Genomic DNA, 26,967 nt, shown 5'->3' with positions numbered 1-26,967 from the left:
GCGATATTTGCAAGAGCGGCGTCAGGCCGCCTGCACATCGTGCAGGAACTGACGGACATCGCCTTCCAGGCTCTCCGCTTCGACCGCGACCGCGTCGGCCAGCGCCTTCACGCTCGCCGCTGTCGCACGCGCGTCGGTGGAAACGCCGGCGACTCGCGCCATCGCCTCTGCGCCGCTGCGCGCCTCGCCCGAGGCACGGTGGACGCCTTCGGCGATCACCGCCACCGCCGAATTCTGCTGGTCGACCGTGGCGGCGACCGAGGTCGCCTTGCTCGCCATATCGCCGATGATGAGGTTGACCTGCTCGATCGCCTGCGCCGCGTCGGCGGCGGCCGACTGGATGGCGCCGATCTGTTCGGCGATTTCCTCGGTGGCGCGCGCTGTCTGGTTGGCGAGCGACTTTACTTCCGCAGCGACCACGGCGAAGCCCTTGCCGGATTCGCCGGCGCGCGCGGCTTCGATCGTCGCATTGAGCGCCAGCAGGTTGGTCTGACCGGCGATCGCCTGGATGAGGCCGACGACCTCGCCGATGCGGGTGGCAGCGTGGCCGAGTTCGGTCATCGTTTCTACCGTGCGACGCGCTTCCGATACGGCGCGCCCGGCGACCTCGGTCGACTGCGCCGACTGGCTGGCGATCTCGGAGATGGAGGCGGCGAGCTCCTCGATCGAGCCGGCGGCGGCGCTGACGTTGTCCGACGCGGCGGCCACGCGCGCGGTGGCGTTGTCGGCCTCCGCCGAGACGACGTCCGCCGTCTTGTTGAGGTCGCTCGAGCTGATCTCGAGTTTCATCGAGGCGGAGCGCAGTTTGCCGAGCGCATTTTCCACGATGTGCTTGAACTGGCCGATGGTGGTCGAAATCGTGACGCTGCGGCGCTCGCGCTCCTCGCCGGTCTCCGCCTGCTTCCGCGCCAGCTGTTCGCGTTCGATCATCGTATCGCGGAAGACGATGACGCTGCGCGCCATCTCGCCGATCTCGTCGCGGGCTTGCGTCGCCGGGATCCGGGCGGTGGTGTCGCCGGTGGCGAGGCGCTTCATCACCGTAGCGAGCCCGCGCAGCGGTCCGGTGATGCTGCGTCCGATCAGCCAGCTGAAGCCGAGACCGAGCAGGGTCATGGCGATCCCGACGCCGATGATGCCGAACCGCGTGCGGGTCTGCGATAGGGCGAGGCGCTCGGCTGCCGCTTCCGCGGTCTGACGGGCGCGGTTGATGATTTCATCGGCGTGCGGCAGCATGCGCTGACTGTCGATGTCGATCTCGGCGCGCAGCGGCCGCACGTGATCGTCGCGCGCAATCCAGTCCTTGAACGTGTCGGCGTAGGCCTTCACCTGCTTCTCCAGCGACGACTTCATCTGCGGCGTGCCGTCGATATTGGCGAAGGTATCGGTGAAGCGCTTGTATGCGGCGAAGAAGAGCTGTTGCGTCATCTCGAACTGGTTGAGGCGATACTGCGCCTCGTAGTGACGCATAGTCAAAAGATCGATCATGAGCGCGTGCGCGTCGCTGTCGGCGAGCCACGTCATGTTCTCGTTGATGATGCGTTCGACGGCGGCGCCGGTATCGCGCAGCTTCTTGCGCGCGCCGGAATCTTCGTCGAAGCCGAGCAGATGCTGCTCGGTGACGAGGCGATCGAAATCGTCCTGCACCTGGTCGAGATCGGTCCGCAGATCGCCGATGTTCTTGTTGTAGCGCAGATCGATGGCGTCCGAGATGGTTTCGAGGCTGTGCAGCGCGACGCCCTGCGCCGCCTTGAAGGCGACCACCGCGTTCTCGGTCGGATCCGCGTTGAAGTCCTTGACAGTGAGCCGCATGCGCATCACCGCGCTCTTGAAATCGCGGCTGGCGTCGGCGAGCGTGTCCGAGTGCTGGACGATCCCGAGCGCGCCGTCGACGGCGCGTTCGCCGGCGACGTAGGTCACGCCGGTGGCGAGGAAACCGGCGACCGGGATGATCGCGAGCACGATGATCCTGGAGCGGACCGTCATCGAGGAGAGCGGCCGCGCGAGGTGACTCAGCCGGACCGGGCGTAGAGGAAACAACATGGGGCGTCGGGGTCTCGCCAGTGGCGTTCGGCACTGCTGACTTGCCTGAGCAGAAGACCGCAAAATGGTTAATTTTCCAGCAATCTGCGCGTCGGGGCCGCTAATTGAGCGGGTGCCAAGCGCCTTTTCTGGCCCCATTGCGTTTGTGCACTGCACGCGTACTGTCTTCAAGCACACACTGACTGACCGGATTCGAGGTGCCCATGGCGATCGCCGCGACCCGTCCCGCCGCCGGAAACGATCTGGCTGATCTCGCCCGAGAGGCGGTGGTCGCATTCGACGCGCTGCTCGGCGACGCGACGGCGAAGGTGCGCGAGCGGGTGGTGGTCGAGGGGCACGTGGTCAGCCGGTTGCTCGACCGCGAGCAGCGCGCGGCGCACGGGCTCGCCTGGCTGGCGACCTATGTCGAGGCGGTGCGGCAACTGGCAGGCTATGCCGAGCGTATGGCCGGGGACCGGACATTCGGCGAAATCGAGGAGCACCTCGTCCGCATCGGCATCGGCGAATACATCGCCCAGATCCTGGGCGGCATCCCGATGAGCCAAAGCGAGGTGGTGCGGCCGGCCGATCTCGGGTTGACGATGGCGCAGGTGACCGCCCGCATGACGCCGGCGGTCGAGCAGCTCGTCGCCACCGGCAACACCGCGGAGCGGCGCGCGCGCCTGGTCACGTTGGTGCGTGAGAGCCATGGCGCCACGATCGGCGTCTGCGGACTGGACGAGACCCTGGAATCGATCCGCGAGGAGATGCGCAAGTTCGCCGACAGCGAAGTGATCGCGCACGCGCAGGGCTGGCACCGCAGCAACAGCTACATTCCGCTCGAGATCATCGCGCAGATGTCCGAGCTTGGCGTGTTCGGCCTGACGATCCCCGAGGAATTCGGTGGCATGGGGCTCGGCAAGGAGTCGATGTGCGTCGTCTCCGAGGAATTATCGCGCGGCTACATCGGCGTCGGTTCGCTCGGCACCCGCTCGGAGATCGCCGCCGAACTGATCCTCGGCGGCGGCACAGAAGAGCAGAAGCGCAAGTGGCTGCCGAAAATCGCCTCGGGCGAGGTGCTGCCGACGGCGGTGTTCACCGAGCCGAACACCGGCTCCGATCTCGCCTCGTTGAAGACGCGCGCCGTGCGCGAGGGCAACGTCTACAAGGTCTACGGCAACAAGACCTGGATCACGCATCCGGTGCGCGCCGACTTGATGACGCTCTTGGTGCGCACCAACCCGAAGGAGCCCGGTCACCGCGGCCTGTCGATGCTGCTGGCGGAAAAGCCGCGCGGCACCGACGCCAATCCGTTCCCGGCCAAGGGCATGACCGGCACCGAGATCGAGGTGCTCGGCTATCGCGGCATGAAGGAATACGAAATCGCCTTCGACGGCTTCGAGGTAAAGGCGGAGAACCTGCTCGGCGGCGTCGAGGGCATGGGCTTCAAGCAGTTGATGCAGACATTCGAGTCGGCCCGCATCCAGACCGCGGCCCGCGCGGTCGGTGTGGCTCAGGCGGCGATGGAGCAGGCACTCGATTACGCCACCAACCGTGTGCAGTTCTCGCGGCCGATCGTCGACTTCCCGCGCGTCGCCGACAAGATCGCGATGATGGCGACCGAGATCGTGATCGCGCGCCAGCTCACCTATCACGCCGCGCGCGAGAAGGACTCCGGCCGCCGCTGCGATCTCGAGGCCGGCATGGCGAAGCTGCTCGCCGCCCGCGTTGCCTGGGCGAACGCCGACAACGCCGTGCAGATCCACGGCGGCAACGGCTTCGCGCTGGAGTTCACCGCGTCGCGGCTGCTGTGCGACGCGCGTATCCTCAGCATCTTCGAGGGCGCGGCCGAGATTCAGGCGCAGGTGATTGCGCGCCGCCTGCTCGACGGCACCAACTGACCGACAGCGAACTTAAGTCACCCTCCCGGCGTTTGATCCAAAGCAAACGTCAAGGTTCCTGGCTGGTCTAGGGTCGCGCGCAGTTGCCAAGGAGGAATGCATGTCCAGTCTGTCGATCCGCGAAGGCGAATGGGTGGTGGTGTGCGACGGCGCCAAGGCGCTGATCTTGCAGAACGCCGGCGACGCCAAGTTTCCCAACCTGAAGACCCTCGAAGTGTTCGAGCAGAAGGACCCGCCGACGCGCGAGCTGGGGACCGATAAGCCCGGCCGCACGAACGCCTCGACGGGCACCATCCGCTCATCGGTCGGCCAGACCGACTGGCATGACCAGGCCGAACAGCAGTTCCTCACCAAGCTGGCGCATCATCTCGATGCCGCCATTTCCGCCGGTAAGGCCAAGTCACTGGTGCTGATCGCCCCGCCGCGCGCGCTCGGCATGTTGCGTCCGGCCTATTCGCAAGCGCTTAAGAACGTGCTGCGCGCCGAGGTCGACAAGGACTTCGTCAAGATGCCGGTGCACGAGATCGAGAAGCATCTGACCGCCGCCTGACGTTTATCGCTGGCCCGCCACAATCGCGGTGGTATGGTCGCCGCCGTTTGCGGCGAGGGCCCGATGCGATTCGGTTCTGGCACATGGATGGGCTCTGCGCTGGCGCTTGTCGTCCTGGCGGGCGCCACGCTCTTGCCTGCCGCGCAGGCGCAGGTCGGCCGCAACGAGGCGGCGCCGAAGCCGAAGGAGCCGCCGGCGGTGCCGCTGACGCCTTCGGTGAAGGCCGATCCGATGGAGGTGCCGGGTTTCTGGGACCCGCGCCGGCGGCCGGAGCGACCGGACCTGTCGCGCATCAGCGTCATCCGATTTCTCACCGAGACCGATTATCCGCCCTTCGACTACGCCGGGCCCGACGGCGCGCCCGCCGGCTTCAACGTCGATCTGGCGCGTCTCATCTGCGAAGAGATCAAGGTGCAGTGCACGATCCAGATGCGCCGCTTCGACACCCTGATCGATTCGCTCAACAGGAATGACGGCGATGCCGTCATCGCGTCGATCGCGCCGACGCCGGACATGCGTAAGCGCGTCGACTTCTCCGATCCGTATTACCGCGTGCCGGCGCGCTTCGTGGTGCGCAAGGACTCGAAGATCGACGAGATCAGGCCGGAAGCGCTGGAAGGCAAGAAGATCGGCGTCGTCGCCGGCACCGCGCACGAGGCCTATCTCAAGGACCTGTTCACCGAGGCCGAGTTGCATCCTTATCCGACGGCGGAGGCCGCGCGCGCGGCGCTGAAGAAGGGCGAGGTCGATCTGCTGTTTGGCGACGGCATCTCGCTCGCCTTCTGGCTCAACGGTACCGACTCCGCCGGCTGCTGTGCCTTCCGCGGCGGTCCCTACATCGAGAGCCGTTTTTTCGGCGAAGGTATTGGTATCGCCGTCCGCCGCAACAACGACCTGTTGCGGCAGGCGCTGAACTGGGCACTCTTCCGCGTCTGGGAGAGCGGCCGCTTCACCGACCTTTGGCTGCGGTATTTCCCGATCAGCCCGTTTTGAAAGGCGGTCGCGCTTCCATTCCGGTGCCGACCGATTATGGTAGCGGCATCGTCAACATCAGAAAGGAGGTGATCCAGTGTCTCATTGTCTATCGCCGCAGCCGTCGGCAACCGCGACCTGGATTCTCGCCTCGGTGGGAGTCTGCGTGGCCTGAGGCCGCGCGATCCGGTCCGACGGGACTGTGGTTCGACAATGGAAGGGCCGTCCACACCGGGCGGCCCTTCTTCATTTTGCCGGGGACAACCATTTCAGCGCGCCCTCTGCCGCCGCAACGCCGGTGGCGAAGCAGGCCTGCAGCAGGTAACCGCCGGTCGGCGCCTCCCAGTCGAGCATCTCGCCGGCGGCGAATACGCCGGGCACGGCCTTCAACATGAAATGCGCATCGAGCGCGTCGAAGCTTATGCCGCCGGCCGTCGAGATCGCGGTCGCGACCGGCTGCACGCCGGTCAGATGCACCGGCACGGCCTTGATCAACGCGGCGACTTCATCGGCGCTCAATGAGGTCAAGGGACGCCCGCGCGCCGTCGTCGCTTCGTGCAGCAGCGCGGTGGCGGCCGGCGGCAGCTTGAGGGCCTTGCGCAGCACGTTCGACAACGACTGCTTGCCGCGCGGCGCGGCGAGCTTTTCGGCGAGCGCCGCCACGGCGAGATCGGGACGCAGGTCGATATGCAACGTGGCGGCGCTGTCGCGGGCGACGGCATCGCGTAGCGGCGCCGACAGCGCGTAGACGCCGCCGCCTTCGATCCCCTCGCGGGTGATGAGCGCCTCGCCGCGCACGCTGCGTTCGCCGAAGGTGAGCGCGATGCGTTTGAGCGGCACGCCTTCGAAGCGGCGCATTGCCTCCGACCACGCGACGGTGAAGCCGCAGTTGGACGGCTTGAGCGGCGCGATGGCGACGCCCCGCGCGGCGAGCAGGTCGGCCCAGGCGGCGTCGGAGCCGAGCCGCGGACAGCTGGCGCCGCCGAGCGCGAGGATGGTGACGTCGGCCTGCACAATGCTCTCACGCTCACCTTGCGCGAAGCGCAGCCGGCCGGCGCCGTCCCAGCCCAGCCAGCGATGGCGCAAGGCGAAGCGCACGCCCCTTCCGTCGAGCCTTCTCAGCCATGCGCGCAGCAAGGGCGACGCCTTCATCGCCTTCGGAAACACGCGCCCGCTGGAGCCGACGAAGGTCTCTTGCCCGAGTTCATCTGCCCAGGCGCGTAAGGTCTCCGGTGGGAAGTGCTCAATGGCGCGCGCGAGCAGCGGTTCGATGGCGCCGTAGCGCGTGAGGAAGCGGTCGCGCGGCTCGCTGTGCGTGAGGTTTAGGCCGCCACGGCCGGCGAGCAGAAACTTGCGCCCGACAGATGGCATTCGGTCATGAATCGTCACCGCGACGCCGGCGCGCGCCAGGGTCTCGGCGGCGATCAGGCCGGCCGGCCCGGCGCCGATCACGGCGGCGGTTTTGGGGGATGGTTTCGTTGCGGTGGTCACGGCCCGCAGCGTGTAGCCGGGTTTTCCCGCCCACGCCACTTGTCCCGTCATTCCAGCCGATTTGACGCCCCGGCGGCCCTTGCCTATGTGTGCGCCCGGAGGCCGAAATGTCGATCGATACCGTTCCAAGCGCGCAAGACCTGCGTTCCGTCGCCGAGAACTCGAACGCCTGGCCGTTCGAGGAGGCGCGCAAGATCGTCGCGCGGCTGAAGAAACGGCCGAAGGACGAGGTCATCTTCGAGACCGGCTACGGCCCCTCCGGTCTGCCGCACATCGGCACCTTCGGCGAGGTCGCGCGCACCACGATGGTGCGTCACGCTTTCCGCGTGCTCACCGACGACAAGATCAGGACGCGGCTCATCGCCTTCTCCGACGATATGGACGGCCTGCGCAAGGTGCCGGACAACGTGCCGAACAAGGAGTTGCTCGAGCACGACCTCGGCAAGCCGCTGACCAAGGTGCGCGACCCGTTCGGCACGCATCCCTCGTTCGGCGAGCATAACAATGCGCGCCTGCGCGCGTTCCTCGATCACTTCGGTTTCGACTACGAGTTCGCCAGCTCGACCGAGTACTACACGTCGGGCCGTTTCGACGCGGCCTTGCTGAAAGTGCTCGAACATTTCGACAAGGTGATGGGCATCATGCTGCCCAGCCTGCGCGAGGAACGGGCGGCGACCTATTCGCCGTTCCTGCCGATCGATCCGAAGACCGGCATCGTGCTGCAGGTGCCGGTGGTCGCGCATGACGCCAAGCGCGGCATGATCACCTTCGAGGACCCGGAGACGCAGGAGCGCTTCACCGTTCCGATCACAGGCGGCCGCTGCAAGCTGCAATGGAAGCCGGACTGGGCGATGCGCTGGGTGGCGCTCGGCATCGACTACGAGATGGCCGGCAAGGACCTCATCGACTCGGTCAAGCTGTCGGGCGAGATCTGCAAGGCGCTCGGCGGTCAGCCGCCGGAAGGCTTCAACTACGAACTGTTCCTCGACGAGAAGGGGCAGAAGATCTCGAAGTCGAAGGGCAACGGGCTCACCATCGACGAATGGCTGCGCTATGCCAGCCCGGAGAGCCTGTCGCTGTTCATGTACCGCGAGCCGAAGGCGGCGAAGCGGCTCTATTTCGACGTCATCCCGCGCCACGTCGACGAATATTATCAATTCCTCGACGGCTACAATCGGCAGGACACGCGCCAGCGCCTGTCGAACCCGGTGTGGCACATCCATTCCGGGCATCCACCGCAGATCGACATGCCGGTGTCGTTCCAGATGCTGCTGACGCTGGTGTCGACGTCGAACGCGGAGAACGCCGAGACTTTATGGGGCTTCATCGGCCGCTACCGGCCGGGGGTGACGGCGCAAACGCATCCCAAGCTCAACGAGCTGGTCGGCTATGCGCTGCACTACTTCCGTGACTTCGTGTTGCCGCACAAGACATTCCGTGACCCGACGGAACAGGAGCGCGCAGCGCTCGGCGATCTGCGCGATGCGTTGTCGCAGTTGCCGGCGGAAGCGACCCCGGAGGACATCCAGAACGTCGTCTACGAGGTCGGCCGCCGCGAGCCGTTCCTCGATCCGAAGAAAAAGGGCAAGGACGGCCGCCCGGGCGTGTCGCTCGACTGGTTCAATCTGCTGTACCAGGTGTTGCTCGGCCAGGAGAAGGGCCCGCGCTTCGGCTCGTTCGTGGCGCTCTACGGCTTGCAGAACACCGTCGACATGATCGACGGCGCGCTGGCGCGCTCGGCTTAGTGTTCTGACCGCGCGCTCGGCGTTCGTCATTGCGCGCTCTCCCCTCGTGGGAGAGGGCATTGAACGAGTCTCAACACACTCAGATGGGTGAGGGGCTGTTCCCCCTCACCCATTCTTTGAATTTAAAAAGCTGCGGGAGCCCTCTCCCACTGGGGAGAGGGCGAATGCGGAGTCGTTTCGCTCGCGGATGCGCCGGCTGCCTTAGCTGAACGTATCGACCGAACCGTCGATCGCCATCAGATGCAGCTCGACCTGAAGCTTCGGCTGCTTTTCGCCGACCTGCTTCTTGAACTCCATCAGCGCGGCCTTATGCGTCGCCGTCTCGGTCGCCTTGTCCTTCGCGGCCTCGGCCCCGTAGGCGATCTTCGCCGCGCCGCAGTCGCGGTGGTTCATGGCAATCACCTTCGGGATATTGTGCAGTTGGATGGAGGCCGCGAGATTGTCCCAGAAGGCCGGAGCCCAGGTCTTGAACGCGGGCGCCACCACGCCGATCGAGGCGCCGGCGAAGGTGAACTGGCTGTATTTGCCAACCATGTGCCGGCCTTCCATGTACTTGATGGTCGGCTCGGGGAAGCGCGGGTCGATGCAGGTCAAGAGCATCGCCTCGTAATTGCCCTCGGCGGCGAAGGCGAGCGGCGAAAACGCCGCCATCAGGCCGGCGCCGGCGGCGACATGCAGGAAACGCCGGCGGTCGTAGCGCGCCTGCAGCAGATCGCCGCAACACGCACAGCCTTGCGAATGCAGAAGAGTGTCGGTCATCGTCGTCCCCCCGACTTATGTTGCGGTCCGCCGTCGCATGACGGCGGCAGAAAGTTCAGCGGCTCACTGGCTCGCCCACAGGATGCGCGCCATCCAGTCGATCTCGTTGACCGGGAAGGTGCGGTCGCGGTGCTCGGCGTTGAGCGACTTGAGCTCGATCGTCTTGGTCGTGCGCTTGCGCAGTTCCTTGACCATCACCTCGCCGTCGCGGGTCTTCACCACGATGCGGTCGCCTTTGCGGATCTGGCTGGACGGCGAGACGATGACGATGTCGCCCGGCCGGTAAGTCGGCTTCATCGACTCGCCGGCGATCTTGAGCGCATAGGCCTGTTCGTCGGTGACGTGCGGCAATTCGATCTCGTCCCAGCCCTTGCCGACCGGGAAACCGGAATCGTCGAAGTGCCCGCCTTCGCCGGCCTGCGCAAACCCGATCATGGGCACTGTGCTGATCACCGGCTTCACGCCGTCGGTAATCAGGGTCACGAAGGTGTCGACCTTGGTGTTGGTCGCAGCCAGCGCCTTGGCGACCGACTCGGTCGAGGGCCAGCGCTGGCGCCCCTCCGGGGTGATTCGCTTCGACTTGTTGAAGGTGGTGGGATCGAGGCCGGCCTTCTTCGCCAGCCCCGAGGCGGTCAACTTATTGCGTGCCGCCAGGCGGTCGAGCGCATTCCAGATCTGAGCGTGGGTCAACATGCGATAACGCCGCGCAGGCGCGCGGTCCCTCGTGGCAGGACAGGATTCGCTTGTAGGAAATATAACCTCAGAACGTCCGCTGGCAAGCGATTTCTGTGCGCGGCGCCTTGAATCGGCCCCGGCGCGCCCATAGGGTCCGGCCGCATCCCGCCTGGAGCCGAATTGTGATCGGTCTGTTCGACCGCCTGTCCCGCCCGCTGTTGCGCGCCCTCGACCCCGAGGATGCGCACAATCTCACGCTGAAGGCGCTTCGCCTGGTCCCGGTGGGGCGCGCGGCCGCCGACCCGCCGGAGCTCGCGGTGCGCGCCTTCGGCCTGAATTTCCCCAATCCGGTCGGTATCGCGCCCGGCTTCGACAAGGGCGCCACGGTGGCCGACGCGCTGCTGCGTCTCGGTTTCGGCTTCGTCGAGATCGGCACCGTCACGCCGCGCGCCCAGCCGGGCAATCCGCGGCCGCGCCTGTTCCGGCTCGAGGCCGACCGCGCGGTCATCAACCGCCTCGGCTTCAACAGCGAGGGGGCGCCGCCGGTCCTGGCGCGGCTCGCGGCGCGCGCCGGCAACGGCGGCATCGTCGGCGTCAACATCGGCGCCAACAAGGATTCCGCCGACCGCACCGAGGACTATGTGCGGCTGATCGACACCTTCGCCGCGGTGGCGAGCTATTTCACGCTCAACGTGTCCTCGCCGAACACGCCGGGCCTGCGCAACCTGCAGCAGGTCGAGGCGCTCGACGATCTGCTCGGGCGCGTGCTCGATGCACGCGAGAAGGTGCGCGCGCGCGTCGGTCCGACCCCGGTGCTCCTGAAGATCGCACCCGATCTCACGCTTTCCGACCTCGACGACGTCGTCGGCGTCGCCCGCAAGCATGGCGTCGACGGCATGATCGTCGGCAATACCACGATCTCGCGGCCGCCCTCGCTGCGCGACCGGGCGACGGCGAAGGAGACAGGCGGCCTCTCCGGGCGGCCGCTGTTCAAGCTGTCGACGCGGATGCTGGCGGAAACCTTCGTGCGCGCCGAAGGCGCCTTTCCGCTGATCGGCGTCGGCGGCATCGATTCGGGCCCGGCGGCGATCGCCAAGATCAAGGCCGGCGCGACCCTGGTGCAGGTCTACAGCGGACTGGTCTATCGCGGCATCGGCCTGCTCACCGAGATCAAGTCGGACCTCGCCGCCGCGCTCAAGCGCGGCCACCGCAACTCGCTGGCCGAAATGGTCGGCGTCGACGCCGCGGAAATGACGGCGGAGAGCTGGCCGGCCTAGCGTCCGCGCGAGCCGTTGACCAGCCGCATGATCAGCCAGATCGGGATCACGATCACGGCGCCGAGCAGGAAATAGCGCCACAGCCAGCGGAAGGCGTCGAAGCCCATGTTCCAGAACCAGCGGATCAACCGCTCGGCGCTGCGGACGATGTCGAAGGGATCGAGCCCGAGCGCGGCGAGGATAACGCCGACGAGGACCGAGGCGAGGATCAGCCGTCCGAGCACCGCCAGCGGCGAGCCCCCAAGCCACCGCGCCACCTGATTGTCGGCCATCGTCGAGTCCCTCCGAGCGGATGAGACGTGGCGCGAGTCTGTGTTCCGGTCAAGGCGCATCCGTCCGTCCTTTTTCGATCATCCGCTCCAGCGTCTCCAGCCGGTCGGCCTCGCCCGGCGGCTTGTCCCAGCGCAGCCGGTTGATGCGCGGGAAGCGCATGGCGATGCCGGACTTGTGCCGGGTCGAGCGCTGCAGGCCTTCGAAGGCGACCTCGAGCACGAGGCCTTGCGTCTTCTCGTGCGTCACCTCGCGCACCGGGCCGAAGCGTTCGACGGTGTTGCGGCGGACGAAGCGGTCGATCTCGATCAATTCCTCGTCGGTGAAGCCGAAATAGGCCTTGCCGACCGGCACGAGCTCGTCGCTGCCGTTCCAGACGCCGAAGGTGTAGTCGGAATAATAGGACGAGCGCTTGCCGTGGCCGCGCTGCGCGTACATCAGCACTGCGTCGACGATCATCGGATCGCGCTTCCACTTCCACCACGGCCCTTTCGGCCGGCCGGGCACGTAGGGCGCGTCGCGGCGCTTGAGCATGACGCCCTCGACCGCCTCGGCATCGGCGCCCGCGCCGGCGGAAGCCGGATCGGCGCGCGCGGCGGTGAGCTCGGCCCACGTCGCGAACGGCACCAGAGGCGAGATATCGATGCGCCGGTCGTCGAGCCTGGCGATGAACGCTTCGAGCCGCTGCCGTCGTTCGGCGAAGGGCAAATCGCGCAGATCGGCATCGCCGTCCGCGAGCAGATCGTAGGCGCGCAGGTGCGCCGGAAATTCGGCGATGAGCTTCGGCGTCACCGCCTTGCGGTTCAGACGCTGCTGCAACACGTTGAACGACTGCACGCGCTTGTCGCGCATGATCAGCAGCTCACCGTCGATCGCCGCCGGCAACGCCAGCGACTGCAGCAGGTCCGGAAAGCTTTTGGAAATGTCCTCGCCGGTGCGCGAATAAAGCCGCGCGACGATGTCGCCGTGCTCGTCGGTGCCGGCCACCGCCTGCACGCGGATGCCGTCCCATTTCCATTCCGCAGAGAAATCGTGCGCGGTCAGCGCCGTGAAGTCGGTGTCCTCGATCGCATGCGCCAGCATCGGCGGCCGGAATGGCGCTGGATCGCGCGTCGCCGGCTTCTCGCCGCGGCCTTCGAGCCAGGCAAACAATTCGGTGTAAGGCGGCGCGAGGCCGGGCCACAGCAGTTCGACCTCGTCCGGCGCCTTGTCGCCGAGCGAGGCGGCCGCGGTCTTGGCGAGCCGCGCCGAGACACCGATGCGCAACGCGCCGGTGACGAGCTTCAACAGCGCCCAGCGGCCGGTCTCGTCGAGGCCGTCGAGCCAGCGCGCAATCTGCCCCGGCAGTTGCGCCTTGCCGAGCGTGCCCAACGTCTCGACGACGTCGGTGAGGGTGGGGGCTTTTTGTTCCCCTCCCTCCGCGAGCGAAGCGAGTGGTGGGGAGGGGTCGGGGGTGGGGGGTACGATGCTGGAATTGAGAGAAGAGCCCCCCACCCCTAGCCCCTCCCCACCGCTGCGCGGGGAGAGGGGAACGCGCTCTGCATGTTGCGCCGGCCACATCAGCGCCACGGTCTCCGACAGATCGCCGACGTAATCGTAGGACAGCGCGAACAGCGCCGGATCGGCGCGCTCCATGATCAGCGCGCGGATCATGCCGGCCTTGGCGTGCCTGAACGTGAGCGCGCCGGTGAGCGCCGCGAGCGCCCAGCCGCGCTCGGGATCGGCGGTCGTACGCAGATAGTCGGCGATCAGCCGCAATTTGGCATTGCGGCCGGGCTCGTAGGCGAGGCGGTCGAGCAGCTCGGCGAACTTGTTCATGCGCCGCTCTCGCCCTGCGCCGCCGGCTCATGCTCTTCCTCATCGCCATAGCCGACGATGTCGAGCGGCCGCGCCTTCAGGCCCCGCGACGTGCACCAATGCACCAGCGCGTCCTCCTGGCCGTGCGTCACCCACACTTCCGACGCGCCGGTGGTGGCGATGGTCGCGGTGAGGCCGTCCCAGTCGGCGTGATCGGAGATGACCAGCGGCAGGGTGACGCCGCGCTGGCGGGCGCGGGCGCGCACGCGCATCCATCCGGACGCAAAAGCGAACACCGGGTCGGGAAAGCGCCGCGACCACAGGTCGCCCATGGCGCTCGGCGGGCACAAGGTGATGTGGCCGGCGAGGTCGGCCTTCTTGGCGCCGCGCACCAGCTCGAGCGGGCCGAGCGGGATGCCCTGTTGCTCGTAATAGCGCGTGATCTTCTCCATGGCGCCGTGCAGGTAGATCGTCTTGTCGTATCCGGACCTCCGGATGAGCGCGATGACCCGCTGCGCCTTGCCGAGCGAGTAAGCGCCGACGAGGTGCGCGCGCTCGGGAAACAGCGCCACCGAGTGCAGGAGCTTGGCGATCTCGCCTTCGGCGTCGTGATGGCGGAACACCGGCAGGCCGAAGGTTGCCTCGGTGATGAACACGTCGCACGGCACGAGCTCGAACGGCGCGCAGGTCGGGTCGGGCACGTCCTTGTAGTCGCCGGAGGCCACGATGGTCATGCCGCCGCAGGCGACGCGGATCTGCGCCGAGCCGAGCACGTGGCCGGCGGGGTGGAAGCTCACTTGCGTGCCGTCGAGTGACAGTTTCTCGCCGTAGCGGACGACTTGCGTCGAGCCGGCGAAGTTCACGCCGTAGCGCAGGCGCATGATGTCGAGCGTCTCCTGCGTCGCCAGCACGGCGCCATGGCCGGCCCGCGCGTGGTCGGAATGGCCGTGCGTAATCAGGGCCTTCTCGACCGGCCGGGTCGGATCGATGTGGAAGCCGCCGGGCTTGCAGCAGACCCCGGACGGGGTCGGCACGAGGATGTCTTCGGGACGCATCGCCTATAAATAGGCACGATGCCGGCCGATGGAATTGGCCGGAACTCATGCAAGGACACCCGTGGCCGACGTCCGCCTGCCGACGCCCGTTTCCTCGGGCGACCTGATCCTCGATCGCCGCTTCGAATGGGCGCGCGAGAGCTTCGCCGCGGGCGATGCGACCGCGGTGTCGGAGTTGTTGGGCGAGGTGGTGCAATCGGCGCCGCGCTTTGCCCCGGCCTGGTTCCTGCTGGCGGAGGCGCGCGAGGCGCTAGGTGACCGTACCGGTGCGATCGCCGCGTTCCGCACGGCGCTCGCTGCCGACGATTCTGACCGGCAAGGCGCGGCGGTGCGGCTCGCCCGGCTCGGCGCGCTGCCGCCGGTCGCCATGCCGACCGCCTATATTCGCTCGCTGTTCGACGGCTATGCCGCCGGCTTCGAGGAGGCGCTGGTCGGCCGGCTCGGCTATCGCGGACCGGAACTGCTGATCGGTGCGCTGGCGCGCGCCGGCACGCTGACCAGCTTCGGCAGCGTGCTCGATCTCGGCTGCGGCACGGGCCTCGCCGGCGTTGCCATCAAGCCGCACGCGCAGCAGCTCACCGGTGTCGACCTGTCGTCGCGCATGCTCGAAGCGGCGCGCGGGAAGGGCGTGTACGATCGCCTCGCCGAAACGGAATGCATGACCTTCCTGCGCGAGGAAGCAGTCACCGGCGCGCGCCACGATCTCATCCTCGCCGCCGACGTGTTCATCTATTTTCACGAATTGATGCAGGTGCCGCGCTTCGCCGTGCCGGTGATGGCGCCGGGGGCGCTGATCGCGTTCAGCGTCGAGACCCATGACGGCGACGGCGTCATCCTGCGCGACACGCTGCGCTACGCGCATGGCGAGGCGCATGTGCGCCACGCGCTCAAGCAGGGCGGCTTGCAGCTCGTGTGTCTTCAGTCCGCGCCGGCGCGCAATGAGAAGGGCGAGCCGGTGCCGGGCCTCGTCGTTGTCGCGCGAGCGCCGTCCTGACATGGCCCTGCCCGATCCCCTCGAGGCGACATCGCCGCTCTTGCCGGACATCTTCCGGCGCTGGTTCGTCTCGCGCGGCTGGACGCCGCGCGCGCACCAGCTCGAGCTATTGGCCAAGGCGGAGCAAGGACGTTCGGTCCTGCTGATCGCGCCGACCGGCGGCGGCAAGACGCTGGCGGGTTTTTTGCCGACGCTCGTAGAGTTGTACGAACAAAATTCATCGCACGCACAGCGCGTTCCCCTCCCCCCGCGTAGCGGCGGGGAGGGGTTAGGGGTGGGGGGCTCTTCTTCTTTGGCGCGCGCTGCACCCCCCACCCCCGACCCCTCCCCGCCATTCGCTGCGCGAATGGGGGGAGGGGAGAAGAAAAGAATGCTCATCTCCACCGGCCGCGGCATCCGCCGCGAGGGCGGACTGCACACGCTCTATATCTCGCCGCTGAAAGCGCTGGCGGTCGACATCGCGCGCAACCTCGAGACGCCCGTGCGCGACATGAACCTGCCGGTGCGGCTGGAGACGCGCACCGGCGACACGCCAGCCTCGAAACGGCAGCGGCAGCGTCGCGATCCGCCCGACATATTGCTCACCACGCCCGAGCAACTCGCGCTGCTGCTCGCCAGCGCCGACGCCCCTTATCTGTTCGGCTCGCTCAAGCGCGTCGTGCTCGACGAACTGCATTCGCTCGTCACCTCGAAGCGCGGCGATCTCCTCTCGCTCGGTCTCGCACGGCTGCATGCACTCGCGCCCGGCCTGACCACCGTCGGGCTCTCCGCGACGGTGGCCCAGCCCGACGACCTGCGTCGCTTCCTGATGCCGCAGCCGCTTTCCGGCGAGCGTCTCGCCGATATCGTTATCGGCCAGGCCGGCGCGCAGCCGCACGTCGCGATGCTCGACACCGCCGAGCATCTGCCCTGGGCCGGGCATTCGGCGCGTCACGCGCTGACCGAAATCTACGAGTTGATCAAGACGCACCAGACCACGCTCGTCTTCGTCAACACGCGCAGTCAGGCGGAATTCCTGTTCCAGGAGCTGTGGCGCGTCAACGACGACAATCTCGCCATCGCCCTGCATCACGGCTCGCTCGACGTGGCGCAGCGGCGCAAGGTCGAGGACGCGATGACCGCCGGCAAATTGCGCGCGGTGGTTTGCACCTCGTCGCTCGATCTCGGTGTCGACTGGGGCGACGTCGATCTCGTCGTCAATGTCGGCGCGCCGAAGGGCTCGTCGCGCTTGTTGCAGCGGATCGGCCGTTCCAATCACCGCCTCGACGAGCCGTCGCAGGCGGTGCTCGTTCCCGCCAACCGCTTCGAAGTGCTCGAGTGCCGTGCCGCGCTCGATGCGGTCGCCGAGAACGCGCAGGACACGCCGCCGCTGCGCACCGGCGCACTCGACGTGCTGGCGCAGCATGTTCTCGGACGCGCCTGCGGCGAGCCATTCTTCGCCGACGACGTTTATGCCGAGGTGCGCGCCGCCGCACCTTATGCCTCGCTCGCGCGCAGCGACTTCGACGCCGCGCTCGATTTCGTCGCCACCGGCGGCTACGCGCTGAAGGCCTATGAGCGTTTCGCCAAGATCAGGCAGGGCAAGGACGGCAAGTGGCGCATCACGCATCCGCGCGTGGCGCAGCGCTATCGCATGAATGTCGGCACCATCGTCGAGGCCGACATGATCAAGGTGCGGCTGGTGCGCGCGCGCCGGTCCGGCGCCATGATCCCGCGCGGCGGCCGGCTGCTCGGCGAGGTCGAGGAATATTTCATCGAGACGTTGACGCCGGGCGACACCTTCGTCTTCGCCGGCGAAATTTTGAAATACGAAACATTGGTCGAGGACGAGGTCTACGTCTCGCGCTCGAACGCCACCGATCCGAAGGTGCCGGCCTACGAGGGCGGCAAGTTCCCGCTGTCGACCTATCTCGCCGCGCGCGTGCGCGCGCTGCTGGCGACGCCGGACGCCTGGCGCGGCCTGCCGCAACAGGTGCGCGAATGGTTGGAGATCCAGGAATGGCGGTCGCTGCTGCCGAAGGCCGGCGACCTGCTGGTCGAGACCTTCCCGCGCGGCGGCAAATATAATCTCGTCTGCTATCCGTTCGAGGGTCGGCTCGCGCACCAGACGCTCGGCATGCTGCTGACGCGGCGGCTCGAGCGCGCGCGCATGAAGCCCTTGGGCTTCGTCGCCAATGAGTATGCGCTCGCCGTGTGGGGTCTCGGCGATCTGGCCTTGCGCATCGCGCGCGGCGAGCTGTCGCTCGCGCAACTGTTCGGAGAGGACATGCTCGGCGACGATCTCGAGGAGTGGCTTGCCGAGTCGGCGCTGATGAAGCGCACGTTCCGTTCCTGCGCCATCATCGCCGGGCTGATCGAGCGCCGGTTCCCCGGCGAGGAGAAGTCGAAGCGGCAGCTCACGATCTCCACCGATCTCGTCTACGACGTGCTGCGCAAGCACCAGCCCGATCATCTGCTGCTGCGTGCGGCGCGCGCCGACGCCGCGTCGGGCCTCCTCGACATCAAGCGGCTCGGCGACATGCTCTCGCGCATCCGGGGCCGAATCGTGCACAAAGCGCTGGACCATGTCTCGCCGCTCGCGGTTCCGGCGCTGCTGGAGATCGGCCGCGAAACCGTCTATGGCGAGGCGTCCGACGCGCTTCTCGCCGAAGCCGCCGACGAGCTGATCAAGGAGGCGATGAGTTGAGTTTTTCTCCCGTTCATTCCCGCGAAAGCGGGAATCCAGAACTGACTGGGTCCCCGCTTTCGCGGGGACGAACGGATCATGCTGTCGTCGTCGCTGGAACTTCGCTCGTCGCCGACCCCGCCGGCGCGCTGTACTGGCCGAAGCACGGCCTGCTCGCCATTGCCGACCTGCATCTGGAGAAGGGCTCGAGCTTCGCCGCGCGCGGCCAGTTGCTGCCGCCCTACGACACCGCGGTCACGCTCGCCAGGCTGACGCAACTGGTGATGCGCTATGCGCCGCGCGTGGTCGTCGCGCTCGGCGACAATTTCCATGACGGCGGCGGGCCGGCGCGCATGCTGAACGAGGATCGCGCGGCGCTGTCGGCGCTGCAGCGCGGGCGCGAGTGGATCTGGATCACCGGCAACCACGATCCGGAACCGGCGGACGGCATCGGCGGCGCATTCCACGAACGCTTCACGCTCGGCGCGCTCGCGTTCCGCCATCTGCCCGGCAACGGCGTCGGCGAAATCTGCGGCCACCTGCATCCGTCGGCGCGCATCGCGCATCGCGGCCGCTCGGTGCGCCGCCGCTGCTTCGCCGCCGATGAAACGCGTCTCGTGATGCCCGCCTTCGGCGCCTTCACCGGCGGCCTCAACATCCGCGACGCGGCCTTCGCCGACCTGTTCGGCACGCTCAAGTTCACCGCGCACATGCTCGGCGACGATCGGCTCTATGCCTTCACCGCCAGGCGGTGTCTGCCGGATTGATCAGGCCGCCTTGCTCGGCCGTACGCTGTTGCAGAAATCGGCGATCAATTCCGCGACCTTGCGCGCCGCCGGGCTCGCGCTCTCCGACACCACCAGCGCGATCTCCGTCATGTCGATCGGCGCAAAGCCGTCCGTCTCGACGATGCGGTGCTCCGGCGTGACGGCGAGGTCGGGCAATATGGTGACGCCGAGGCCGACCGCGACAGCCGCCTGAATGCCGGACAGGTTCGGGCTGGTATAGGCGATGTGCCAGGTGCGGCCCGCCGCCTCGAGCGCATGGATCAGTCGATTGCGATAGAGGCAGCCCTGCTCGGCGACGGCGATCGGCACCGGATTGCGCGTCATGTCGACCGGATGCCGCCGGCTCGTCACCCATTGCAGCCGCTCCGGCCATGCGGCGAGGCTGGCGCCGGCGCCGATATTGCGCTTCACCAGCGCCACGTCGAGTTCGCTGCGCTCCAGCGATGCGCGCAGCGTGGCGCTCAGGCCTGAGCGCACGTCGAGCCGCAAGGTCGGTCGCCCGCGCACGTAGTCCGACAGGAGTTCGACCAGCCGATAGGCGGCGAAGTCCTCCGGCAGACCGATTCGCACCACGCCGTCGACCACCGGCCGCGCCACCACGTCGCGCGCCTCCTGCTCGAGCGCGAGGATGCGGCGCGCATAAGTGAGCAGCCGCTCGCCTTCCTCGGTCGGCGTCGCCCGCTTGCCGTCGCGCGCCAAAAGCGGCTTGCCGACCGAATCCTCCAGCCGCTTGATCTGCTGGCTGACGGTCGACTGGGTGCGGTGGACCCGCTCACCGGCGCGGGTGAAGCCGCCGGCGTCGACCACCGAGACGAAACTGCGCAGAAGCTCGATATCCAGCATGAGCGGCACCATTCACAAATCCACTGATCTGAATTCTACCATTTAATTTCCAAATGGAAAGAGGCGGGACTACCTGTCGGGGCGGAAAGGAAATCCGCCCATGTCCCAGTTTGCTCTGTCCGCCGCCCCGCCGCTGACCACCAGCCGGGTCCGCCTTGGTCTGATGGTTCTGGCGTTCTGCCTGCTATGGAGTTCGGCCTTCGCTGTCGGGAAAATGGCTATCGCCGATTGCCCGCCGCTCGTCTTCCTCACGGTGCGCTTCCTTGCCGCCGGCGTGCTGATGCTCGGCATTGCCGTTCTCAGCGGTGTGCCGTGGACCCTGTCGAAGCGCGACGTCGCGGTGTTCGCCGCGCTCGGCGTTGCCAACCAGGCGCTCTATCTCAGCATCGGCTTCATCGGATTGAAGACCGTGTCGGCAGGGCTCGCAGCCCTGATCATCAGCGCCAATCCGATCGTCGCCGCCGTGTTCGCCGTCTTCCTGCTCGGCGAGCGCATGAGCGCGCGCAAGGTGCTCGGTCTCCTGCTCGGCCTCGCCGGCGTCGCGTTCGTGGTCCGGAGCCGGCTCATTTTGGGCACCGACCAGTTCGGCGGCATCGTGCTCTGCCTGATCGCGCTGCTGTCGTTCGTCGTCGGCACGATCCTGTTCAAGCTGTTCGCGCCGAAGCAGGGCCTGTGGATCGGCAACGGCGTGCAGAGCCTCGCCGCCGGCATCGCGACGCTGCCGTTCGCCGCCGGCTTCGAGAGCATCAGTGACGTCGTGCCGACGACGCGGCTCATCCTCGCTTTCGCCTACAGCGTGGTGATCGTCTCGGTGTTCGCCTATCTGCTCTGGTTCCGTATTCTCCAGGTCAGCGGCGCCACGGCGGCGAGCAGCTATCACTTCCTCATCCCGCCGCTCGGCATGCTGTTCGGCTGGCTGCTGCTCGGCGAGCACCTCGAGCCCGCCGATCTCGTCGGCATCTTGCCGGTGGCGCTCGGCATCTATCTCGTCACCCGCCCCACCCGCGGCTGAAAAGGAGAACGACCATGAACGCTCCGCGCTTCACCTTGATCGGCGGCCCCACCGCGCTCATCGAGATCGCCGGCTTCCGCCTCGTCACCGATCCGACCTTCGACGAGCCGGGCGAATACAAATTGCCGCATGTCGTACTGAAGAAGACCGGCCGTCCGGCGCTCAGCGTCGCCGATGTCGGCGCGATCGATGCGGTGCTGCTCAGCCACGACCAGCACGCGGACAATCTCGATCATGGCGGCCGTCATTTCCTGCCGACCGCCGGCCGCGTGCTGACCACCGAAGCCGGCGCCAGGCGTCTTGGCGGCAACGCGCAGGGGCTCGCGCCATGGCAGTCGGTGGAATTGGCGAAGGATGGCCGCACGCTGCGCGTCACCGCGACGCCGGCGCGGCACGGACCCGCCGGCATCGAGCCGTTCTCCGGCGACGTCGTCGGTTTCGTGCTCGAGGCGGCCGGCACGCGGCCGATCTACGTCACCGGCGACACGGTCTGGTACGAGGGCGTCGCCGAGGTGGCGCGCCGCTTCAAGGCCGGCATCGTGCTGCTGTTCGCCGGCTCGGCGCAAACGCGCGGGCCGTTCAACCTGACCATGAATGTCAACGACGCCATCGAGACGGCGCACCATTTTGCCGACGCGACGATCGTGCCGGTGCATTGCGACGGCTGGGCGCACTTCACGCAGACCTGCGCCGACCTCGCGACCTCGTTCAAGGCGCTCGGTCTCGACAACCGGTTGCGTCTGCTGCAGCCGGGCGTCGCGACGGAGGTGGCGGCCTAATCGCGCCGGAAGGCAACGCTCGCCAGCCAGCCGACGGCGAGCGCCATCGACATCGTGGCCAGGCCGTAGAGCAGGCTGTTGTCCTGCGCCGCCTCGGCGACGTATTGCTCGACCCCGGCCTTGGTCACCGTGAACGAGGTCGTCGTCTGCGCCACCACCGTGCCCTTGGCGAACAGCTTCACGTCGACGCCATAGAGCCCGGTCGGCGCATTGGCCGGTACTGGCACCGAGCCGCGGAACACGCTCGGCGTCAGGAACGTCACCGCGGCGGCGGACTGGATGTAGAGATTGTGCTGCTGCTTCAGGCGAACGAACGCCTTGCGGAACGGATCGTCGGAAACCGTGTCGGCGAAGTCGGCGCCGACCCGCTGCGTCAGGATGAAGTTGTCCATGCCGACTTGCTGGCGGCGCAGGATCTCCGGCCCGGCGATCTGGCCGAACGGGCGGTTGCCGATGATCGCCAGATACGACGGCACGCGCACGAATTCGCGGGAGTCGACGTTGACGAAGATGCCGAGCACGCGCTGCTTGCGCCGCGTGCGCAGGGTCTCGCGCGGGCCGGCGACGGTGACGACGAGGTCGTAGGAGTCAGCGAGTTCCTTGCCCGGCCCCGCCTGCACGGTGCCGAACAGCACCAGGTTCTCGCCGACGAAATTGGAAGTCACGGCGACGCGTTCGTTCGACAGCGACACGACCAGCCGCTCGGCCTTCGCCGCCGCTGCTGCGAACGTCAATGCAAGGACGAGGGCGGCGCGCGCGATCATTGGCGCACCAGCCGCAACGAATAGAGATCGTCCGGCGTCGCCACCAGCTCGTAGGCGAATCGCGCGCCGACGGCGAAGACGAGCAGGCCGAGCATCAGCCGCAGCCGCTCGGGGCGCATCTTCTGCCCGGTATGGACGCCGAACTGCGCGCCGATGACGCCGCCGACCATCAGCACCAGAGCGAGGATGGCGTCGACCAGGTGGTTGGTCACGGCGTGCAGCACCGTGGCCGAAGCCATGGTGATCAACGTCAGCACCATCGAGGTGCCGATGACGGTCGCCGTCGGCACGCGCAGGAAATAGATGAGCATCGGCACCAGCAGGAAGCCGCCGCCAATGCCCATGATGGCGCCGACGAAGCCGATGATGAAGCCGATGCCCCAGACGGGAATGGCCGAGACATAGATCTTCGACCGCTTGAACCGCATCTTCAGCGGCAGGCCATGCAACCAGTTGTGGCTGCCCGGCCGGCGCAAGCTCGAGCGCATGCCGCGGCGGGCGCGCAATTCGGCGCGTAGGCCCTCGTTGATCATCAGCACGCCGACCGTGGTCAGCAGCACGACGTAGGAGATGCCGATGACCAGGTCGAGCTGATCGAGCGCGCGCAGCAGCGTGAACAGCCACACGCCCGTCGCTGTGCCGATAATGCCCGCCGAGAGCAGCATCAGCGCCAAGGACACGTCGACCGCGCGCCGCCGCCAATAGGTGAGCGCGCCGGTGAAAGAGGAGGCCGCGATATGGGCCGACACGCTCGCCACCGAGACCGCCGGCGGCACGCCGATGAAGATCAGCAGCGGCGTCATCAGGAAGCCGCCGCCGATGCCGAACATGCCGGAGATGAAGCCGACCGCGAGCCCCATCCCGAAGATGAGGAAGATGTTTACCGGCAGGTCGGCGATCGGCAGGTAGATTTGCAAAGCGATGGCATCCGGACGTCAGGGCCCACAACGGGCGGCCGGCGGCGCGAATGCGTGCGCCGGCCTTACGTTCGGCGAATGTGACCGATCTTGCGCGCGAATGCGAGGCCGGCGCGGCGACGCCGCGCGGAATGCTTAGCGGCGGCCGAGCTTGTAGGTGCCGAGCGCCAAGGGGCCTGACCGCGTCTTGCCGTGCGCGGCCGGCGTGGCCGCATCGTCCCACCCGCCCGGCGGCACGGCCACCGCGACGGCGTCGTGCGGCTGCGGCTTGACGACGAAGCTCTTCACCGCCCGCTGCGCGGCGGCGGCCGACGTCGCGTCCATCTGCGAGGCGACCTCGTCGCGCTTGCGCGCCGCTTCCTTGTCGCCCTGCGCGGCGGCGAGCGCGAACCACTTGTAGGAATCGGTGAGATTCTTCTCGGTGCCGAGGCCGCGCGCGGTGAGCACCCCGAGATTGTATTCGCTGTCCGAGATGCCGTAGGCCGCGGCCTTGCGGAACCACTGCACGGCGGTGGCGTAGTCGGGACGGCCATCGATGCCCTCGGCATAAAGCACCGCGAGGTTATGCATTGCCTTGGCGTTGCCCTGCGTAGCGGCGGCCAGATAGAAGCGCCGCGCCTGCGCGAGGTCCTTTTTCACGCCGTGGCCTTTTTCCAGCATGCTGGCATAGCGGAACTGGGCCAGCGCGATGCCCTTCGACGACGCACGCTCGTACCAGCGGGCGGCTTCTTCCGCGTTCGCCGGCACGCCGCGCCCTTCCGCGAAGCGGACGCCGATCTCGTAGGCGGCGGTGGCGTCGCCGTGCACGGCGGCATCACGGAGCTTCGGCCCGCCGATCTCCGTCGGCAGGCGTTCGGCCACGCCGATGTTTTTCGCCGCCGGCGGAATCGATCCGGTGATGTCACTCTTGGCCGCCGGCATGTTCGGCTGCGGTGGCCCCGACAGCGCCGGCGCGGCGAGCGGGTTGGACGCGGGCGGAATCGGAGCGAGCGGGGTCGGGTCGGTCAGGATGCTGCTCGGCGCGGTCGGCGTCGGCGCCGGTGCGAGCGGGCTGAGCGCGGCCTTCGGCGGCAGGGGCGCGGCGGCATCCTCATTGGCGGCGACGGCGTGGTCCGCCGGCTTATCGGCCTCGGCGCCTGTCTGCGCCGGCCTGCCGTGCATGAAGCTGCCGGCGATCTGCAGGCCTCCCACGGCGATGGCGACGATGCTGGCGGCGACGAAGAGCGACTTCATGCGCTTCATCAGGCCGTGCGGCGCTTCGCCTTCGGCTGCCTCGTCGGTCTGCGGCTGCGGCCGCACCGGGCGGCCCCCGGCCTGCACCGCATTTTGCGCCGCGCGACGGGCGGCGGCGATGAAACTCGATGTGCCGGCGGCGGCCGGCGCCGCCATTGCCGCCGGTGCGGCAGGACGCGGCTCGTTGACGGCGATGCGCGCGCCCGCGCGCGGCCGCGGCGGACCGGAGCCCGGTTCGAGCGGCTGGTCGGGCGGCAGGTCGGGATCGATCGGGCCCTGCTTGGCCTGCGGCATCGGCTTGCGCGCCGGCGCAGGAGCAGGTTGCGGCGCGGGGGCAGGCGCCGCCATGGGCCGCGCGACCGGCATTGGCTGGGGCTGGGGCTGCGGTTCGGCCGGCAGCGGCAGATCGAGCACCGGCAGTTGTTCGGGCGCAACCGGCGGCGCCATCTCCTGCACCGCGCGCGCCATGACGCGGCCGACCGGCTGCGTCAGTTCGAGCGGCTCGGCTTCGTGGGCGCGGCGTCGGCCTTCCTCGCGGATGTCGCCTTCGATGCGCGCCAGCCGGTCGACCACAGCGGTGAGCGTGCCGTTGACCGACTCGAGCGCGTCCTGGGTGCGCGCGAGATCGTGCTTGAGCGAGTCGACGCCGACGGCACTTTCCGCCTGCACGCGCAGCGCGTCGGCCTCGCGGTTGCTGCGCATCTCGCCCATTTGCGACAAGAGGTCGCCGAGCCCGCGCTCGATCGCCTCGAGATGGCCCATACGCGAATCCGACGCATCCAGCCGCTCGACCAGATGCACGATGCGGTCTTCGAGATGATCGGGATTGTCGCCGCGGTTCTGCTGGATCAGCTCGATCTTGTCGGAGAGCGACTGCACCAGCGCTTCCAGCCGCGGCGGCACGGCCGAACCGCTCTGCGCCCGTTCGGCGAGCGCCTGGCTGAGCGCCTCGATGCGTTCCTCGAGATGGTTGAGCGCGTCGCCGCCGCCGGCGCGGCCGAGGTCCTCGACCTTCTGGCCCAGCGAATAGACCTGCGAGGCGAGTTCGCTCACCGCATCGTTGGAGGCGACATGGGTCGCCATCTCGCGGAGCGTGGTGATGGCGTGTTCGAGCTGCTGCAGCGTGGCCGGGTCTTTCTGCGCCACGATGAGATCGATCTTGTGCGCCAGCCCGGCGACGGCGTCGTTGAAGCCGACGAGGCTTTCCGCCGGGGTGAGTCCGCGCAGCGCGTCGCGCACCTCGGCAAGGCCATGCTCGAGGCTCGACACGGTATGCTGGTCGGCGCCGGCCTGGCGGCCTTCCGCAATGCGCTGGGTCAGACCCTGGATCTGCTTTTCAATCGTATCGATGGCGCGCCGCGGCATCGCCTCGTTGAGCGCGCGGCCGATATCGCCGAGTTCGTCGCGCAGCGCGTTGATCGCCTCCTCGACGCCCGGCTTGCGCAAGGTCTCGATCTGGTCGGTGATGCGGCGGAGCTGGTCTTCGAGGCCCGAGAGGTCCTGCGTCGGCACCTGCGGCATCGCTGGCGCCGGCATCGCCGGCGGCTGTTGCTGCGGCAGCGGCGGCTGGCCATTCAACATGCGCTGGCGCGCGGCGATCTCGGCGAGCGCGCGGTCGAGGCTGGCCGGCACCGGCGGCGGCTGTATGGCCCGGCCCGGCATTTGCGGCTGCGGCCAATGCGGCGAATGCGGATGCGGCGCGAAGGCCTGCGGCCGCTGCGTCGGCGGCGCATAGGCTGCGACCGGGGCCGGATAGGCCGGTGCCAGCGGTGGCGCCATGTGCGCCGGCATCGGCGGCATCACCGGCATGGGCGGCGGCGCCGGCATCGGCACGTGCTGCACGACCGGCGGCCGCGACGACACCGCGACCAGATGCTCGATGCGTTGGTCGAGGCGGCCGATCAGCTCGGACAGATGGTCGGGCTGCGGCTCGCGCGTTTCGCGGCTGCGGCGGCGCAGCGCCGGCTTCGGCGTCCCGCGCGAGAATTGCGAGATACGGCGAGTCAGATCGTCGAGCCGTTCGTGCACGCTGGAGAGATCGTCGGCGTAGGCGTCCTCGTCGTCTTCCTCATGACCGGGCGCACGTCCGTCGTTCGCTTGTTCGAGGATCACCGTGTTCAGCCATTCGCCGAGCGACATGCCGGAGCGCCGCGCCGCTTCGCGCGCGCTCTCACGGGCCTCGGGCCGAATGCCTTTCACGCTCCACGGGACGCCAAATTTCATTCTCACACCCAAGTCAGGTGGAGGAGGGCCGGGGCGACCCTCGGGGAGCCGTCACGCGTTAATATCGGGTGGATGCGGCGCGGCCCTTCAGTCCACGCGCCGACTTTTCCCGGTCACGGTAAACAAGCCCTTAAGATCGGGCCGAAGTGCCGGATTTTGGAGGATGTTTCTCGTCTTTGCCGCGGCGTGCCCGCGCTTAACGGTAGTGCAATCCGGCGCGCGCATAATGCGCACCGTC

At 67.9% G+C, this 26,967-nt stretch carries 21 protein-coding genes; 10 read left to right on the top strand and 11 right to left on the bottom strand.

The window, feature by feature from the left end; translation table 11 throughout:
* Window positions 1–21: 21 nt before the first annotated feature.
* Window positions 22–1,983: a methyl-accepting chemotaxis protein gene (locus VGV41_RS13365; protein ID WP_326864331.1), complete on the bottom strand. Its 1,962-nt coding sequence runs from the start codon at window positions 1,981–1,983 to the stop codon at window positions 22–24.
* A 260-nt stretch (window positions 1,984–2,243) separates the two neighbouring features.
* Between VGV41_RS13365 and VGV41_RS13360 the strand changes: the two genes are divergently transcribed.
* From VGV41_RS13360 to VGV41_RS13350, 3 genes are all read left to right on the top strand, one after another.
* A complete protein-coding gene (locus VGV41_RS13360) occupies window positions 2,244–3,920 on the top strand; it encodes an acyl-CoA dehydrogenase family protein (protein ID WP_326864330.1) in 1,677 nt (558 codons plus the stop codon).
* Window positions 3,921–4,020: 100 nt separating this feature from the next.
* Window positions 4,021–4,470: a host attachment protein gene (locus tag VGV41_RS13355; protein ID WP_326864329.1), complete on the top strand. Its 450-nt coding sequence runs from the start codon at window positions 4,021–4,023 to the stop codon at window positions 4,468–4,470.
* A 63-nt stretch (window positions 4,471–4,533) separates the two neighbouring features.
* Complete coding sequence (locus tag VGV41_RS13350; RefSeq protein WP_326864328.1) at window positions 4,534–5,463, top strand: transporter substrate-binding domain-containing protein; 930 nt, start codon at window positions 4,534–4,536, stop codon at window positions 5,461–5,463.
* Window positions 5,464–5,688: 225 nt separating this feature from the next.
* On the opposite strand, the gene VGV41_RS13345 is transcribed toward VGV41_RS13350, so the two are convergent.
* Window positions 5,689–6,933 (bottom strand): TIGR03862 family flavoprotein, encoded by a 1,245-nt coding sequence (locus tag VGV41_RS13345; protein WP_326864327.1) that lies wholly within the window; start codon window positions 6,931–6,933, stop codon window positions 5,689–5,691.
* 107 nt (window positions 6,934–7,040) lie between these two features.
* On the opposite strand from VGV41_RS13345, the gene VGV41_RS13340 reads away from it, so the two are divergent.
* Window positions 7,041–8,678 carry a lysine--tRNA ligase gene (locus tag VGV41_RS13340; RefSeq protein ID WP_326864326.1) on the top strand — a complete coding sequence of 546 codons (1,638 nt, stop codon included), beginning with the start codon at window positions 7,041–7,043 and terminating at the stop codon, window positions 8,676–8,678.
* Between the two features lie 201 nt (window positions 8,679–8,879).
* Here VGV41_RS13340 and VGV41_RS13335 read toward each other — a convergent pair whose 3' ends face one another.
* Both VGV41_RS13335 and VGV41_RS13330 read right to left on the bottom strand, forming a co-directional pair.
* On the bottom strand, window positions 8,880–9,437 hold the full coding sequence (locus tag VGV41_RS13335) for a carbonic anhydrase (protein ID WP_326864325.1): 558 nt from the start codon (window positions 9,435–9,437) through the stop codon (window positions 8,880–8,882).
* 63 nt (window positions 9,438–9,500) lie between these two features.
* Complete coding sequence (locus tag VGV41_RS13330; protein WP_326864324.1) at window positions 9,501–10,130, bottom strand: helix-turn-helix transcriptional regulator; 630 nt, start codon at window positions 10,128–10,130, stop codon at window positions 9,501–9,503.
* 164 nt (window positions 10,131–10,294) lie between these two features.
* Between VGV41_RS13330 and VGV41_RS13325 the strand changes: the two genes are divergently transcribed.
* Window positions 10,295–11,389 carry a quinone-dependent dihydroorotate dehydrogenase gene (locus tag VGV41_RS13325; protein WP_326864323.1) on the top strand — a complete coding sequence of 365 codons (1,095 nt, stop codon included), beginning with the start codon at window positions 10,295–10,297 and terminating at the stop codon, window positions 11,387–11,389.
* On the opposite strand, the gene VGV41_RS13320 is transcribed toward VGV41_RS13325, so the two are convergent.
* Genes VGV41_RS13320 through VGV41_RS13310 form a run of 3 tightly spaced genes read right to left on the bottom strand, consistent with a single transcriptional unit; the run spans window position 11,386 to window position 14,511 of the window.
* Complete coding sequence (locus VGV41_RS13320) at window positions 11,386–11,661, bottom strand: DUF6460 domain-containing protein (RefSeq protein WP_326864322.1); 276 nt, start codon at window positions 11,659–11,661, stop codon at window positions 11,386–11,388. The genes VGV41_RS13325 and VGV41_RS13320 overlap by 4 nt on opposite strands.
* Window positions 11,662–11,710: 49 nt before the next feature.
* On the bottom strand, window positions 11,711–13,477 hold the full coding sequence (locus VGV41_RS13315; protein ID WP_326864321.1) for a cisplatin damage response ATP-dependent DNA ligase: 1,767 nt from the start codon (window positions 13,475–13,477) through the stop codon (window positions 11,711–11,713).
* Window positions 13,474–14,511, bottom strand: a complete 1,038-nt coding sequence (locus VGV41_RS13310) for a ligase-associated DNA damage response exonuclease (RefSeq protein ID WP_326864320.1) — start codon at window positions 14,509–14,511, stop codon at window positions 13,474–13,476. Before VGV41_RS13310 ends, VGV41_RS13315 begins: the two co-directional genes overlap by 4 nt.
* Window positions 14,512–14,572: 61 nt before the next feature.
* Here VGV41_RS13310 and VGV41_RS13305 point away from each other — a divergent pair, with 61 nt between their 5' ends.
* From VGV41_RS13305 to pdeM, 3 genes are read left to right on the top strand one after another with little or no spacing between them, the layout of a single operon-like run.
* Window positions 14,573–15,505 (top strand): methyltransferase, encoded by a 933-nt coding sequence (locus VGV41_RS13305; protein ID WP_326864319.1) that lies wholly within the window; start codon window positions 14,573–14,575, stop codon window positions 15,503–15,505.
* A gap of 1 nt (window position 15,506) precedes the next feature.
* Complete coding sequence (locus tag VGV41_RS13300) at window positions 15,507–18,191, top strand: ligase-associated DNA damage response DEXH box helicase (protein ID WP_326864318.1); 2,685 nt, start codon at window positions 15,507–15,509, stop codon at window positions 18,189–18,191.
* Between the two features lie 41 nt (window positions 18,192–18,232).
* Complete coding sequence (pdeM, locus tag VGV41_RS13295; protein WP_326864755.1) at window positions 18,233–18,937, top strand: ligase-associated DNA damage response endonuclease PdeM; 705 nt, start codon at window positions 18,233–18,235, stop codon at window positions 18,935–18,937.
* Here pdeM and VGV41_RS13290 read toward each other — a convergent pair whose 3' ends face one another.
* Window positions 18,938–19,801, bottom strand: coding sequence for a LysR substrate-binding domain-containing protein (locus VGV41_RS13290; protein ID WP_326864754.1), 864 nt, complete (start codon window positions 19,799–19,801; stop codon window positions 18,938–18,940).
* 115 nt (window positions 19,802–19,916) lie between these two features.
* Here VGV41_RS13290 and VGV41_RS13285 point away from each other — a divergent pair, with 115 nt between their 5' ends.
* On the top strand, window positions 19,917–20,813 hold the full coding sequence (locus VGV41_RS13285; protein ID WP_414705125.1) for a DMT family transporter: 897 nt from the start codon (window positions 19,917–19,919) through the stop codon (window positions 20,811–20,813).
* Between the two features lie 14 nt (window positions 20,814–20,827).
* A complete protein-coding gene (locus VGV41_RS13280; RefSeq protein WP_326864316.1) occupies window positions 20,828–21,592 on the top strand; it encodes an MBL fold metallo-hydrolase in 765 nt (254 codons plus the stop codon).
* On the opposite strand, the gene VGV41_RS13275 is transcribed toward VGV41_RS13280, so the two are convergent.
* From VGV41_RS13275 to VGV41_RS13265, 3 genes are all read right to left on the bottom strand, one after another.
* Window positions 21,589–22,356 carry a TIGR02186 family protein gene (locus VGV41_RS13275; protein ID WP_326864315.1) on the bottom strand — a complete coding sequence of 256 codons (768 nt, stop codon included), beginning with the start codon at window positions 22,354–22,356 and terminating at the stop codon, window positions 21,589–21,591. The two genes, VGV41_RS13280 and VGV41_RS13275, sit on opposite strands and share 4 nt — an antisense overlap.
* Window positions 22,353–23,273 carry a sulfite exporter TauE/SafE family protein gene (locus VGV41_RS13270; protein WP_326864314.1) on the bottom strand — a complete coding sequence of 307 codons (921 nt, stop codon included), beginning with the start codon at window positions 23,271–23,273 and terminating at the stop codon, window positions 22,353–22,355. Before VGV41_RS13270 ends, VGV41_RS13275 begins: the two co-directional genes overlap by 4 nt.
* 135 nt (window positions 23,274–23,408) lie before the next feature.
* The gene (locus tag VGV41_RS13265; protein ID WP_326864313.1) at window positions 23,409–26,729 is read right to left on the bottom strand and encodes a hypothetical protein; all 3,321 of its coding nucleotides are present in this window, start codon (window positions 26,727–26,729) and stop codon (window positions 23,409–23,411) included.
* Between the last annotated feature and the right edge of the window lie 238 nt (window positions 26,730–26,967).

This window comes from Pseudolabrys sp. (assembly GCF_035943735.1).
Classification (GTDB): Bacteria; Pseudomonadota; Alphaproteobacteria; order Rhizobiales; family Xanthobacteraceae; genus Pseudolabrys.
This window is presented reverse-complemented; position numbering and strand designations above follow the sequence as displayed.

Excerpts from the sequence above, each read along its gene's own strand:
- VGV41_RS13340 (WP_326864326.1), top strand. The coding sequence starts at position 7,041 with ATGTCGATCGATACCGTTCCAAGCGCGCAAGACCTGCGTTCCGTCGCC.
- VGV41_RS13280 (WP_326864316.1), top strand. The coding sequence starts at position 20,828 with ATGAACGCTCCGCGCTTCACCTTGATCGGCGGCCCCACCGCGCTCATC.
- VGV41_RS13365 (WP_326864331.1), bottom strand. The coding sequence starts at position 1,983 with ATGACGGTCCGCTCCAGGATCATCGTGCTCGCGATCATCCCGGTCGCC.
- VGV41_RS13310 (WP_326864320.1), bottom strand. The coding sequence starts at position 14,511 with ATGCGTCCCGAAGACATCCTCGTGCCGACCCCGTCCGGGGTCTGCTGC.
- VGV41_RS13355 (WP_326864329.1), top strand. The coding sequence starts at position 4,021 with ATGTCCAGTCTGTCGATCCGCGAAGGCGAATGGGTGGTGGTGTGCGAC.
- VGV41_RS13335 (WP_326864325.1), bottom strand. The coding sequence starts at position 9,437 with ATGACCGACACTCTTCTGCATTCGCAAGGCTGTGCGTGTTGCGGCGAT.
- VGV41_RS13300 (WP_326864318.1), top strand. The coding sequence starts at position 15,507 with ATGGCCCTGCCCGATCCCCTCGAGGCGACATCGCCGCTCTTGCCGGAC.
- VGV41_RS13290 (WP_326864754.1), bottom strand. The coding sequence starts at position 19,801 with ATGCTGGATATCGAGCTTCTGCGCAGTTTCGTCTCGGTGGTCGACGCC.
- VGV41_RS13350 (WP_326864328.1), top strand. The coding sequence starts at position 4,534 with ATGCGATTCGGTTCTGGCACATGGATGGGCTCTGCGCTGGCGCTTGTC.
- VGV41_RS13320 (WP_326864322.1), bottom strand. The coding sequence starts at position 11,661 with ATGGCCGACAATCAGGTGGCGCGGTGGCTTGGGGGCTCGCCGCTGGCG.
- VGV41_RS13265 (WP_326864313.1), bottom strand. The coding sequence starts at position 26,729 with ATGAAATTTGGCGTCCCGTGGAGCGTGAAAGGCATTCGGCCCGAGGCC.
- VGV41_RS13330 (WP_326864324.1), bottom strand. The coding sequence starts at position 10,130 with ATGTTGACCCACGCTCAGATCTGGAATGCGCTCGACCGCCTGGCGGCA.
- VGV41_RS13360 (WP_326864330.1), top strand. The coding sequence starts at position 2,244 with ATGGCGATCGCCGCGACCCGTCCCGCCGCCGGAAACGATCTGGCTGAT.
- VGV41_RS13275 (WP_326864315.1), bottom strand. The coding sequence starts at position 22,356 with ATGATCGCGCGCGCCGCCCTCGTCCTTGCATTGACGTTCGCAGCAGCG.
- VGV41_RS13315 (WP_326864321.1), bottom strand. The coding sequence starts at position 13,477 with ATGAACAAGTTCGCCGAGCTGCTCGACCGCCTCGCCTACGAGCCCGGC.